The sequence below is a fragment of the Streptomyces sp. NPDC101118 genome (assembly GCF_044759445.1).
In the GTDB taxonomy this organism is placed as follows: domain Bacteria; phylum Actinomycetota; class Actinomycetes; order Streptomycetales; family Streptomycetaceae; genus Streptomyces.
Genome location: NZ_JBIVZG010000005.1, coordinates 261118 through 274266, shown reverse-complemented (window position 1 = coordinate 274266; position 13149 = coordinate 261118). Strand labels below are relative to the sequence as shown.

Annotated in this window: 7 protein-coding genes; 5 read left to right on the top strand and 2 right to left on the bottom strand. The window is 74.4% G+C overall.

Annotated features, from left to right (window positions below; translation table 11 throughout):
• Nucleotides 1–56 precede the first annotated feature (56 nt).
• Together ACIQUQ_RS12325 and ACIQUQ_RS12320 are read right to left on the bottom strand one after the other, a co-directional pair.
• Nucleotides 57–662, bottom strand: coding sequence for a hypothetical protein (locus ACIQUQ_RS12325; protein ID WP_403974380.1), 606 nt, complete (start codon nucleotides 660–662; stop codon nucleotides 57–59).
• 130 nt (nucleotides 663–792) lie between these two features.
• The gene (locus ACIQUQ_RS12320) at nucleotides 793–2022 is read right to left on the bottom strand and encodes a nucleotide sugar dehydrogenase (RefSeq protein WP_403974378.1); all 1230 of its coding nucleotides are present in this window, start codon (nucleotides 2020–2022) and stop codon (nucleotides 793–795) included.
• A gap of 221 nt (nucleotides 2023–2243) precedes the next feature.
• Between ACIQUQ_RS12320 and ACIQUQ_RS12315 the strand changes: the two genes are divergently transcribed.
• From ACIQUQ_RS12315 to ACIQUQ_RS12295, 5 genes are all read left to right on the top strand, one after another.
• On the top strand, nucleotides 2244–3950 hold the full coding sequence (locus ACIQUQ_RS12315) for a glycerol-3-phosphate dehydrogenase/oxidase (protein ID WP_403974375.1): 1707 nt from the start codon (nucleotides 2244–2246) through the stop codon (nucleotides 3948–3950).
• A 159-nt stretch (nucleotides 3951–4109) separates the two neighbouring features.
• Entirely contained in the window at nucleotides 4110–6974 is a 2865-nt protein-coding gene (locus tag ACIQUQ_RS12310) for a protein kinase (RefSeq protein ID WP_403974372.1), read from the top strand.
• Nucleotides 6975–7120: 146 nt separating this feature from the next.
• Nucleotides 7121–9700: a protein kinase gene (locus tag ACIQUQ_RS12305; protein ID WP_403974369.1), complete on the top strand. Its 2580-nt coding sequence runs from the start codon at nucleotides 7121–7123 to the stop codon at nucleotides 9698–9700.
• Between the two features lie 103 nt (nucleotides 9701–9803).
• Nucleotides 9804–11378 carry a serine/threonine-protein kinase gene (locus ACIQUQ_RS12300; RefSeq protein WP_403974366.1) on the top strand — a complete coding sequence of 525 codons (1575 nt, stop codon included), beginning with the start codon at nucleotides 9804–9806 and terminating at the stop codon, nucleotides 11376–11378.
• A 115-nt stretch (nucleotides 11379–11493) separates the two neighbouring features.
• Entirely contained in the window at nucleotides 11494–13107 is a 1614-nt protein-coding gene (locus ACIQUQ_RS12295; RefSeq protein WP_403974363.1) for a succinic semialdehyde dehydrogenase, read from the top strand.
• The last annotated feature ends 42 nt before the right edge of the window (nucleotides 13108–13149 follow it).

Sequence of the window (13149 nt, the reverse complement as noted above, 5' to 3'; positions counted from 1 at the left end):
GCCCGCTCCCGGGGAGTGGGCCGGCCCTCAGGGCGGTGGTGCGGTGGGGCCGGGTGTCAGGCCGAGGTCTTGCGGGTGGTCTGGTAGGCGACGACCGCGCCGATGGCGAAGAAGAGGAAGTCCATCGGGCCGATGGCCTCCTTCCATGCCGCGTGCAGCGTGGAGACGCCCACCGAGGAGACGAGGTCCAGCGTGGTGGTGTGGAGCTCCTCGGCGCCGAGCATGGCGACGCCGTACAGCTGGCCCGCGTACACGGCGCCGAGCGCCAGGATCGCGCTGAGGACCGGGGTGACCGGGTTCGGGCCGCCGAGCTTGCCCGCGGCCAGACCGATCAGCAGGCCGACGCCCACCGCCGCGTAGCCGACCTGGTACTCGGTGGTGCCGATGATCAGGCCGTAGAGCGCGGCGGTGACCAGGGCCGCCAGCACCGCGGCGGCGATGCCGAGGCCGGCGTTGCCCTTGCGGGCGGGCGCGGCCGGGGCGTAGGCCCAGCCCTCCATGCCGGGGGCCGGTGCCTGGCCGGGCACCGGCGCCGCGGGCGTGGTGGCGGTGACGTCGGCGGCCGGGGCCGCAGGGGCCTCGGCGGTGGTGACGGCCTCGGCGGTGGCGGCCGGGGCAGGGGCCGCGTCGGGCGCTGCGGGCTGCGGAGCGGTGTCGCTCATGGGTGAAATCCCCCCCAGGGATTTACGGCACGGCTGTCCCTGGGAACAGGCGTGCGGAGAAAAATGTCGCCGAAGGCTAGCAGCACCGGGCCGGTGCGGAAGAGGGGATTTCGCGGGGCGTTCCGCGGGGTCAGAGGCGGTGGGCCGCGCCCACCGGGGTGGCTCCGCGGGTGTCGAGGAGCAACTGCGCCTTCACCGCGAGGCCTTGGAGGTCGTAGGTGCGGTGGTGCTGGAGCAGGATCGTCAGGTCCGCGTTGGCCGCGGCCTCGTAGAGGGAGTCGGCGCGCGGCACCGGCTGGTCCCGGACGCGCCAGCCGGCCACGTACGGGTCGTGGTAGCTGACCAGTGCCCCGAGGTCGAGCAGCCGGGAGGCGATCTCGCGGGCCGGGGAGCCCTCCTGGTCGGCCAGGTCCGGCTTGTAGGTGACGCCCAGGAGGAGGACGCGGGCGCCGCGGGCCGACTTGCCGTGCTCGTTGAGGAGGGTGGCGCAGCGCTGGATCACGTACTGCGGCATGCGGTTGTTGACCTCCTGGGCGAGGCCGACCATGCGCAGGGGGTGGCCCGGGGTGCGCGTGGGCACGGCCAGGTAGCCGGGGTCGAGGGGGACGCCGTGGCCGCCGACGCCGGGGCCCGGGCGGAAGGCCTGGAAGCCGTACGGCTTGGTCTCCGCGCACCGGATGACGTCCCAGAGATCGACGCCGAGGTCGTGGCAGAGCACCGCCATCTCGTTCACCAGCGCGATGTTGACGTGCCGGTAGTTGGTCTCCAGCAGCTGTACGGTCTCGGCCTCGCGCAGGCCCCGGGCGCGCACCACCTTGTCGGTGAGCCGGGCGTAGAAGGCGGCGGCCGACTCGGTGCACGCGGGGGTGAGGCCGCCGATCACCTTGGGGGTGTTGGCGATCCCGTGGGTGCGGTTGCCGGGGTCGAGGCGGCTGGGGGAGTAGGCCAGGTGGAAGTCGCGGCCGGCCCGCAGGCGGGAGCCGGATTCGAGCAGGGGTCTGAGGTAGTCCTCGGTCACGCCGGGGTACGCGGGGGACTCCAGGATCACGGTGGTGTGCGGCCGCAGCCGCGCGGCCAGGGCGCGGGCTGCGTCGCCCACGGCGGACAGGTCGAGGGCCCTGTCGGCGCCCAGGGGGGTGGGTGCGCAGATGACGGCGGTACGGACCCTCCCGAGCTCCGCCGGGTCGGTGGCGACCCGGAATCCGGCCGCCGACATGCGGCGGATCTCGGCGGCGGTGAGGCTGCTGTCGGTCGCTGGGCCGGTGTCGTAGCCGACGGTCTCGATCCCGGCGGCGACGGCGGCCTGGGCGAGGGGCAGGCCGAGGTGGCCGAGGCCGATGACGGCGAGATCTGCGGGCATGGGGGTGGCCGTCCTTCCCTAACCGGAGGTGGCTGGGTGCGCAAGTCCTGTGGATAAGGAGAGCTGGCGCTATGTCAGACTAGGCGTATATATGACCGATCTGCGGCATTGCGGGACGGCGGCCACCTTGTGTTGTCCACAGGCGGTGGCCGGCCGGGGAGCGCGCGGTCAGAATCGAGGTGGGTCATGTGGGCGACCACCCCGACCAACGGGAGGCAGCGGTGAGGACGGCGACACTCGGACCCGCGCAGCGCACCGAGGCGCTCGCTCGGATGGCCGAGCGGGAACTGGACGTGCTGGTCGTGGGCGCGGGCGTGGTGGGCGCGGGTACCGCGCTCGACGCGGCCACCAGAGGCCTCGCGACCGGCCTGGTGGAGGCGCGGGACTGGGCTTCCGGCACCTCCAGCCGGTCCAGCAAACTGATCCACGGCGGGCTGCGCTATCTGGAGATGCTCGACTTCGCGCTCGTACGGGAGGCGCTGAAGGAGCGCGGGCTGCTGCTGGAGCGGCTCGCGCCGCACCTGGTGAAGCCGGTGCCGTTCCTGTACCCCCTCCAGCACAAGGGCTGGGAGCGGTTCTACGCCGGGTCCGGCGTCGCGCTGTACGACGCGATGTCGGTGTCCAGCGGCCACGGGCGGGGACTGCCCGTACACCGCCACCTCACGCGCAAGCGGGCGCTGCGGGTCGCGCCCTGCCTGCGCAAGGACGCCCTGGTGGGCGCCCTGCAGTACTACGACGCCCAGATGGACGACGCGCGGTTCGTCGCCACGCTGGTGCGCACCGCCGCCGCGTACGGCACCCTCGCGGCGAACCGCGCCCGCGTGACCGGCTTCCTCCGGGAGGGCGAGCGGGTGGTCGGCGCCCGGGTGAAGGACGTCGAGGCCGGCGGGGAGTACGAGATCCGCGCCAAGCAGATCGTGAACGCCACGGGGGTGTGGACGGACGACACCCAGGCGCTCATCGGCGAGCGCGGCCAGTTCCACGTACGGGCGTCCAAGGGCATCCATCTGGTGGTGCCGAAGGACCGCATCCACTCGTCCACCGGGCTGATCCTGCGGACCGAGAAGTCGGTGCTCTTCGTCATCCCGTGGGGCCGGCACTGGATCGTCGGGACCACGGACACGGACTGGGACCTGGACAAGGCACACCCGGCGGCGTCGAGCGCGGACATCGACTACCTCCTGGAGCACGTGAACTCGGTGCTGGCCGTGCCGCTCACGCGGGAGGACGTGCAGGGTGTGTACGCGGGCCTGCGGCCCCTCCTGGCCGGCGAGTCGGACGCGACCAGCAAGCTCTCCCGGGAGCACACCGTGGCGCACCCGGCGCCGGGGCTCGTGGTGGTCGCGGGCGGCAAGTACACGACGTACCGGGTGATGGCCAAGGACGCGGTGGACGAGGCGGTGCACGGGCTGGACCAGCGGGTCGCGGAGTGCGTCACGGAGGACATCCCGCTGGTGGGCGCGGAGGGCTACCGCGCGCTGTGGAACGCGCGGGCGAGGATCGCCGCCAGGACCGGGCTGCACGTGGCGCGGGTCGAGCACCTGCTGAACCGCTACGGCGCGCTGGCGGAGGAAGTGCTGGAGATGATCGAGCGGGACCCGGGGCTCGCCGCGCCGCTGGGCGGCGCGGACGACTACCTCCGGGCGGAGGTGGTGTACGCGGCCTCGCACGAGGGGGCGCGGCACCTGGACGACGTACTGACCCGGCGGACCCGGATCTCGATCGAGACCTTCGACCGCGGGACCCGGTCGGCGCGCGAGTGCGCGGAGTTGATGGCACCGGTGCTGGGGTGGGACGAGGGTCAGGTGGAGCGGGAGGTCGAGCACTACGACAAGCGGGTGGAGGCGGAGCGGGAGTCGCAGCGGCAGCCGGACGACCAGACCGCCGACGCGGCCAGGCTGGGGGCGCCGGAGATCGTTCCGCTCTAGTGGGAGTGCCGTATCACGGGTGTTCCGGGGAACCACGGACCCGGGACACCCGTCCGTGCCGGAGTGAGGAACAATAAGGGTCCTGCCGGGGCGGGTTGCCGTGGTCTCCGGCGGACGCCGGTCAACCCGGAGCAGGCGGCACGATCGTTGAGGGGACGCATGTCGAAGCCGGAGCACACCACTTCCGCTGGCGCGGATGCCGCCGGTTCCGAGGGTTCCGCCCGTACGGACGGCGGTGCCGCACGTACGGAGGCCGCTTCCCCCGGGACGGATGCCGCGAAGACCGCCACCGCGAAGTCCGCTTCCACCGCGGGGCGTTCCGCGGACGGGGCACCCGCGGGCGAGCGGAACGGCTCCCGAGCCGCGGACGCGGACGCCGGTTCCGTGCCCGAGCAGAAGGACGCGCGTTCCTCCGCGACGGGTGGCGAGGCGGAGTCCGGTTCCTCCGACGCCGGGGCGGCTGACGCCTCCGCAGGTTCCGCGGACACGGCTTCCGGATCTGCGGCGACGGCCGCCGATCTGGTGGACGCGGCCTTCGGGCCGGCTGACGCCGCCGCAGGTGTGAAGGACAGCGACACCCGGTCTGCTGACGCCGCCGCAGGTGTGAAGGACAGCGGCCCCCGGTCTGCCGATGCCGCCGCAGGTGCGGAGAAGCGGGACCCGAGGCCCGCCACGGCGGGTGCCGGGTCCGGTTCCGCTTCCGGCTCCGGTGCCGGCTCCGGCCGTGCGGCGAAGCCGGCCGCGCCCGAGTCCGGTTCGCCGGCGCCCGAGCCCGTGCGGTTCGGCAAGGCGGCCCGTGACACCTCCGCGCCCGCGAAGCCCGAGGCACGTCCCGCGGACCGGTCGGGCGCCGCCGGCGCTCCGGCCGCCCCCAAGGCAGTGGCCCTGGGCAAGGACGCCAAGGACGCCAAGGACGCCAAGGACGTCAAGGGCGCCGCCCGGCCCGCCCCCGCGAAGCCGGCTCCGGCCGCCGCGGCAGCGGGCTCCGCCGGCTCCCCGAAGGACGGCGTGCGCCCCGCCGACGGCACGGCCGCGCCGGCCGGCACCGCGGGCCGCGAGGGCAGGGCCGCCGAACCGGCGCCGCGCGGCGGTTCGGCCGCGGCCGGCAGCGTCGCGCGCGAGGCGCGGGACAAGGGGCCGGTCGGGACCGGCGGTGGGACCGAGGACCAGGAAGGCCGGCTGCTCGCCGGGCGGTACCGCCTCGGCCGCGTGCTCGGCAAGGGCGGCATGGGCACCGTCTGGCGGGCCGTCGACGAGACGCTCGGCCGTACCGTCGCCATCAAGGAACTCCGGTTCTCCTCCGGCGTCGACGAGGACGAGAAGCGCCGCCTGGTCACCCGTACCCTGCGCGAGGCCAAGGCCATCGCCCGGATCCGGAACGACGGCGCCGTCACCGTCTTCGACGTGGTCGACGAGGACGGCCGCCCCTGGATCGTCATGGAACTCATCGAGGGCCCGTCCCTGGCCGAGTTCGTCCGCGAGCGCGGCACCCTGACGCCCCGCCGGGCGGCCGAGGTCGGCCTCGCCGTGCTCGACGTGCTGCGCGCCGCCCACGGCCAGGGCATCCTGCACCGCGACGTGAAGCCCTCCAACGTGCTCATCGCCGAGACCGGCCGCGTCGTCCTCACCGACTTCGGCATCGCGCAGGTCGAGGGCGACCCCTCGGTCACCTCCACCGGCATGCTCGTCGGCGCGCCCTCCTACATCTCGCCCGAGCGTGCCCGCGGCCAGAAGCCGGGCCCGCCGGCCGACATGTGGTCGCTCGGCGGCCTGCTCTACGCCGCCGTGGAGGGCGTGCCCCCGTACGACAAGGGCTCCGCCCTGGCCACGCTGACCGCGGTGATGACCGAGCCCGTGGACCCGCCGAAGAACGCGGGCCCGCTCGCGGAGGTCATCTACGGCCTGCTGGTGAAGGACCCCGAGCACCGCCTCGACGACGCGGGCGCCCGCGCCCTGCTCAACGAGGTCATCGAGATGCCCGAGCCCGAGCCGGAGCCCCCGGCCGACGAGACCCGCGTCATCGCGCTGCCCGTCGTACCCGAGGACAAGCCCAAGGCGGCCGTCCAGGAGCAGGGGACCGCGCCCAAGCCGAAGGCGAAGCCCAAGGCCAAGAAGCCCAAGGCCAAGCCGAAGCCCAAGCCCGTACCGCAGCAGTCCGGGCCGAAGTCCCCGGTGGCCGCCCCGCTCACGGACGTCGTGCCGCGCCAGACCATCGCGCTGGCCGTCGTCGCCGTCGTGGCCGTCCTCGCGCTGATCGGCGGGGCGATCGGCTGGGCGCTGAGCGGCGACGACAAGCCGGACGACAACAAGAACGGCAAGAACGGGCGGGCCGCCTCCCCGGGCGCGTCCCAGCAGGCCGGTTCCGCGGGCGCCTCCGCCTCCGGCGGCAACGGCAACAGCAGCGGCGCCAACGGCCAGGGCAGCCAGACGAGCCAGGGCCAGGGCGCCAAGCCCTCGGCCGGCCCCGGCGGCAAGGGCACCGACGCGACCGGCGGCAACGGCAGCGACACCGGCGGCAACGGTGCGACCGGCTCCACGACGGCAGGCCAGGGCACCGGCACCGGCCTGCCCGCGGGCTACGTCAAGGTCAGCGACGCACGCTTCCACTTCTCGATGGCGATGCCGGCCGACTTCAAGCGCAACGCCATAGCGGGCAGCAACTCGGGCGGCATCTACAACCGCGACGGCGGCTACCCCCGGGTCCAGGTCGACTACAACGACAGCCCCACCGACGACGCCCGCCTGGCCTGGCTGCAGCTCGCCGGCGCCGTCGCGGGCAGCAGCGACGGCTACCGCCTGCTGGGCATCGCCGAGAAGGAGTACCGCGGCTACCCGACCGTCGCCGACTGGCAGTTCGAGCGCGAGGAGAACGGCAGGACCGTCCGCGTCCTCAACCGCGGCTTCAAGGTCGACGCCACCCACGGCTACGCCATCATGATCACCTGCGCGAAGGACGAGTGGGACGGCGCCGCGTGCAAGACCCTGCGCGACACGGCCTTCGCCACCTTCCAGCCCCTGGACTGACGCCGGCGGCGCCGCGTGCGGACCGCGGCGCCAAATCCCCTGACCCGAAAGGCACCCCCTCGCCGGACCCGGCGACGCGAGTGGGTGCTGCGACGTATCGTGAGGGTGCGGTGACGGGGGAACGGCACGCTTAGGGGGTAGGCGTCGTGGAGGAGTACGCGGGCAGGGTGCTGGCCGACCGCTATCGCCTGCCCCTGCCCCCCTCCGACGAGTACGAGCTCGTCGAGACGCGTGCCTTCGACACCCACAGCGGGCAGGAAGTGCTGGTCCGCCAGGTCCCGTTGCCGGAGATCGTGGACGCGGAACTGCTGGAGGCGGACGGCCGTACGGCGCCTCCCGCGCCCCGCCGGGCCGCCGGCGGCGCCACCCGGCGGCCCACCGACCCGGCCGTGCGCCGGGCGATCGAGGCGGCCCAGGCCGCCGCACGCATCCCCGACCATCCGCGGCTGGACCAGGTCTTCGACGTGTTCGCCGAGGCCGGGTCCCTCTGGATAGTGAGTGAACTCGTCGCCGCCCGCCCGCTCGCGGCGCTCCTCGCGGACCGCCCGCTCAACGCGTACCGCGCGGCCGAGGTCGCCTCGGACGTACTGACCGCCCTGCGCGTGCTGCACGCGCACGGCTGGACCCACCGCAACATCACCGTGCGGACGGTGCTGGTCTGCGAGGACGGCCGCGTGGTGCTCACCGGCCTGGCCGCCGGCGCCGCCGAGGAGGCGCTGTGCGGGTACGACCCGGTCCCGCCGGCCGACCCGGGCGGTACGGGGCTCCCCGCGGCCGTACCCGGTTCCACCCCGCCGCCCGCGGGCCCGACGACCAGCACCACCGCAGCCGTTCCCGCCCCGGGCACCCCGCCGCCGCCCTCGCGCACGGCCCCCGCCCCGGCACCCGACCCGCGGCCCCCCGTCGCCCCCGGCTACGGCACCCCCGGCAGCGCCGACCTCAAGGCGGCCGCCCGCGCCGGGGCCATCGCGGCGTACCGCGCCGGCGCCCAGGCCGCCGCCACCCGCCGCGTGCCCGAGCCCGAACCGCCGCGCCCCCAGGGCTCCAACCTCCCCCAGGGCTACTCGTACCCGTACGGCGGCCCGGACGCGGCCAACCGGCGTCTGCCAGCCCGCCCGGCACTCCCGCAGGGCTACACCCCGGCCGCGGTCCCGCCCCAGCCCCCGGCACCCGAGCCGTCGGCACCCCAGCGCCCGGCACCCGAGCCGCCGCACCTCCCGGCCCCGCACCCGTCCCGGCAGCCGGCCCGCACGCAGGAGCCGGCCCGGCAGCCGGACCGGCCCCCCGCCGCCGACCCGGCACCGCGCCCCGCCGCCCCCTCGGGCTGGGACGACCCGGCCCCCGCCCCCGGCCGCGGCCCCGGCACCCCGCTGGCCGCCGAGCGCGCCCGGCAGACCCGGATCGCCGTGGTGGGCGCGGTCACCGAGCGCTGGGCGCCCGAACAGGCCCACCCCGTACACGAGAACTGGCAGCTGGCGGCACCCGTCGGCCCCGCCACCGACCTGTGGGCGCTCGGCGCGCTCCTCTACCGCGCGGTCCAGGGCCACGCCCCCTACCCCGAGGACAGCGGAGCCGAACTGGTCGAACTGGTCTGCTCCGAGCCCCCGGCGTTCGCCGAGGAGTGCGGCCCGCTGCGCCCGGTGGTCGAGTCCCTGCTGCGCCAGGACCCCACCGAGCGCCCGGACTTCGAGGAGCTGCGCGGCTGGCTGCGCTCCCTGGTCCGGTCCGCCCCCGAGCCCGAGGCCGGCACCCGCGCGGTGCCGCTGCCCGCGCCCGACGCCACGAAGCTGCCGATCGTGCGGCGCCGGGGCGAACTGGTACGCAAGCGGCGTCCGGGGCGCGAGGGTTCGGGCCACGGCAGGCACCGCCAGCCGGCCCCGCCCAAGCGCGGCGCCAGGGGCACGCCCAGGGGCACCTTCGAAGGCACTTCCGGGAATCCCTCCAAGGCCGCCAGGTCTGCCCACCGCACCTCCACCAGCGCCACGACCGCCATGCCCCGGACTCCGGGGGGCACTTCGGCCCGCCCCGCCCGGGCGCTGGGCCGCACCCTGCTGCTGGTGATCCTGCTCGCGCTGGCGGCCTGTGTGGCGTACGCGATGGTGTTCATGCCCAAGGCGGAGCCCACGGCGCAGAACGTCCCCCAGCGGCCCGGCGCCACGTCCGCCGGCCCCGGCACGCCGACCACCCGGGCGCCGAGCCCCGCACGGAGCAACTCCCGTCCGCAGCCGCAGACCACGGCCCCGGCCACCGCTCCCGCCCCGACCGGTGCCGCCGTGCCCGCGGGCTACACGCTCGCCAGGGACACCGAGGGCTTCGAGGTCGCCGTACCGCAGGGCTGGCAGCGGCGGCCGCTGAACGACAGCGGCCAGGTCCGGTACTCCAACGGGGACTTCGAGCTGATCCTGGTGCCCGGCCGGGACGCGGCACCCGGTGCCGGCGACCCGCTCGGCTACCAGCGGGACAGGGAACGCGAACTGGAGCCGGTCCGCAGCAGCAGCTGGGGCACCCAGACCGGGGTCCGCGAGATCACCGTGGGTAACCGGAAGATGGCCGAAGGGCAGTACACCTGGACCGACGGGAGCGGCCGTTCGGTCTACGTCCGCAACCGTGTGTACGCGCTCGGCGGCCGCTACCACGTGCTGATGGTGATCGGTCCGGATTCCGGACGCGACAAGGTCACCGAGATCTACGAGCGTGCCACGGCCAGTTACCGCAGTACGCGTTAAACCGACAGTTGCGTCACAGTGCGGTCTCGCAGGGCGCTCGTGGTACCTGGACGGTGACTTCGCTCCGTAACCTGGCTCAAGTTGCACAGAGTGGCGGGAATTCGTGAATCAGAGGACAGGCGCGGGCTCGGTACTCGCGGGCCGGTACCGGCTCGGCGAGCCCATCGGCAGCGGCGGCATGGGCAAGGTGTGGCGCGCGCACGACGAGCTCCTGCACAGGACGGTCGCCGTCAAGGAACTGACGGCGGGTCTGTACGTCGCCGAGGCCGACCGGGCGGTCCTCGTGGAGCGGACGCGCAAGGAGGCCCGGGCGGCCGCCCGCATCCAGCACCCGGCCGTGGTCACCGTGCACGACGTGCTGGAGCACGACGACCGGCCGTGGATCGTGATGGAGTACATCGACGGTCCGTCGCTCGCCGACGCGGCGAAGGAGACCGGGCACATCGACCCGCGCGAGGCGGCCAGGATCGGGCTGCACGTGCTGGGCGCACTGCGCGCGGCGCACGCCGTCGGCGTCCTGCACCGGGACGTGAAGCCGGGCAACGTGCTGCTGGCCAAGGACGGCCGCGTCCTGCTGACGGACTTCGGGATCGCGGCGATCGAGGGCGACTCCTCCATCACCCGCACCGGCGAACTCGTCGGTTCCATCGACTACCTGGCCCCCGAGCGGGTCACCGGCGGCGCCCCCGACCCGGCCTCCGACCTGTGGGCGCTGGGCGCGACGCTGTACACGGCGGTCGAGAACCGGTCGCCCTTCCGCCGCACCTCGCCGCTGTCCAGCCTGGCGGCGGTGGTCAACGACGAGCTGCCGCCGCCGCGTCAGGCCGGCCCACTGGGTCCGGTGATCACGGCGCTGCTCTGCAAGGACCCCGCGCAGCGGCCGAACGCGGCCGAGGCCGAGCGGATGCTGCTGGAGGCGATGGAGGGCCGGGCGCCCAAGGCCGCGCACGCGTACGTGCCCACGCAGCGGATCACCGCCGACCAGGTGCCCGACGGTGCGCCCGGGGGCACCGCGCGGCTGCCGGAGCAGCACCAGTTCGTCCGTACGGACGCCCGGCCCGCGGCCGGGCCGCTCCGGCGGGCCGTGCTGGTGGCCGTCGTGGCGGCGCTGCTGGGCGGCGGCATCGCCTTCGGGATCCTGCGGTACGCCGACAGCACCGGTACGGACGACCCCTCGGGCAATCCCACGGCGAGCGGGAGCGCGAAGGCGGCCCCGGCCGGGGAGACGCTGCCGGCCGGGTGGGTCAGGGTCGACGACCCCGAGGGCTTCAGCCTGGCCGTGCCGAAGGGCTGGAAACGGCAGACGGACGGCGACCAGATCGACTACACCCCGGACAACGGCCGGCACCGCATCCGGATCAGCCGGGACGCCACCCCGGACTTCGAGAACCCGTACATGCACCTGCTGGACGTGGAGAAGACGGTGCGGACGCGGCTGCCGAAGTACCACCGGGAGACGCTGCACGCGAACACCTTCCGGGGGCAGACCCAGGCCGGGATCTGGGAGTTCACCTGGACGGAGAAGAAGGACAACCCCGGCCCGAAGCGGGCGATCGACCAGATGTACGTGGCGCCCGACGGCACCGAGTACGCGATCTACATGTCGTCCCCGCTCAAGGACTGGGACACCACCCGCCAGCAGTTCGACACGGTGCTCAGGACCTGGAAGACCACCTGAACCCGGGGCCGGTGAGCGCCTGAGCTGGGATGTTGCCAGTGGATGCTGGCAGCGATGGCAAAATATGGTTACCGGCGGGTACCCAAAGGCTTGCGTTCCGCATACCCTCACGGCCATGACGGACTCGCTGGCCCAGGCCACCGCCCCCACCAATCCCGTGGCTCCCACCCCGGCAGGCGTACGCACCGCAGCCGACGTCGTGACCCCCGACCTGGTAGCCCGCCTCACCCGCGGAGTGGCGGGCTCCGGCCGGACCGCCAACCACACCCCCTTCACCGGGGAGAAGCTGGCCGACCTGCCCGAGTCCACCCCCGAGGACGTGGCCGCCGCCTTCGAGCGGGCCCGCGCCGCCCAGCAGACCTGGGCGGCGGTGCCGGTCCGCCGCCGGGCCGCCGTCCTGCTGCGCTTCCACGACCTGGTCCTCTCCCGCCAGTCCGAGGTGCTCGACCTCATCCAGCTGGAGACCGGCAAGGCCCGCCTGCACGCCCACGAGGAGGTCCAGGCCGTCGCGGTCGCGGCCCGCCACTACGGCCGCAAGGCGCCCGCCTACCTGCGCCCCAAGAGCCACACCGGCGCCATGCCCACCCTCACCAAGGTCACCGAGCTGCGCCAGCCCCGCGGGGTCGTCGGCCAGATCGCGCCCTGGAACTACCCGCTGGAGCTGTCCGTCGGCGACGCCCTGCCCGCCTTCGTCGCGGGCAACGCGGTCGTGATGAAGCCCGACACCGAGACCGCGCTGACCGCCCTGTGGGCCCGCGACGTGCTCATCGAGGCCGGACTGCCCGCCGAGGTCTTCCAGATCGTGCTCGGCGAGGGCCCGGTCGTCGGCCCCGAGGTCGTCAAGCACGCCGACTACGTCTCCTTCACCGGCTCCACCCGCACCGGCCGCGAGGTCGCCCAGGGCGCAGCCGCCCGCCTGGTCGGCGTGTCCCTGGAGCTGGGCGGCAAGAACGCGATGCTCGTCCTGCACGACGCCGACGTCGAGAAGGCCGCCGCCGGCGCCGTCCGCGCCTGCTTCTCCTCCGCCGGCCAGCTCTGCATCTCCATCGAGCGGCTGTACGTCCACGCCTCCGTGGCCGACGAGTTCGTCGCCCGCTTCGCCGCCCGCACCAAGGCCATGCGCCTGGGCAGCGCCCTCGCGTACGGCGCGGACATGGGCTCGCTGGTGGGCGAGCGCCAGTTGGAGACCGTCAAGCGGCACGTCGAGGAGGCCGTCGAGAAGGGCGCCAGGCTCGTGGCGGGCGGCGTCCACCGCACCGACATCGGCCCGCTCTTCTACGAGCCCACCATCCTCGACGGCGTCGAGTCGCCCATGGCCGTCTGCGCCGAGGAGACCTTCGGCCCGGTCGTCTCGATCTACCGCTTCACCGACGAGGACGAGGTCATCGCCCAGGCCAACGCCACCGCCTACGGCCTCAACTCCAGCGTCTGGACCAAGGACGCCCGGCGCGGCCACCAGGTCGCGGCCCGCCTGCGCACCGGCACGGTCAACATCAACGAGGGGTACGCGCCGGCCTACGGCAGCGTCCAGTCCCCGATGGGCGGCATGAAGGACTCCGGCCTCGGCCGCCGCCACGGCTCCGAGGGCATCCTCAAGTACACCGAGGCCCAGACGGTCGCCCACCAGCGACTGCTGCCGATGGCCCCCTCCCTCGGCATGGACGACGACCGCTACGCGGCGTTCATGACCCGCAGCCTGCGGGTCATGAAGGCCCTCCGGATGCGCTAGGAGTACCGGTGACCGACCCACACGAGAGCGGCACCCCCGCAG

Excerpts from the sequence above, each read along its gene's own strand:
- ACIQUQ_RS12325 (WP_403974380.1), bottom strand. The coding sequence starts at position 662 with ATGAGCGACACCGCTCCGCAGCCCGCAGCGCCCGACGCGGCCCCTGCC.
- ACIQUQ_RS12320 (WP_403974378.1), bottom strand. The coding sequence starts at position 2,022 with ATGCCCGCAGATCTCGCCGTCATCGGCCTCGGCCACCTCGGCCTGCCC.
- ACIQUQ_RS12310 (WP_403974372.1), top strand. The coding sequence starts at position 4,110 with ATGTCGAAGCCGGAGCACACCACTTCCGCTGGCGCGGATGCCGCCGGT.
- ACIQUQ_RS12295 (WP_403974363.1), top strand. The coding sequence starts at position 11,494 with ATGACGGACTCGCTGGCCCAGGCCACCGCCCCCACCAATCCCGTGGCT.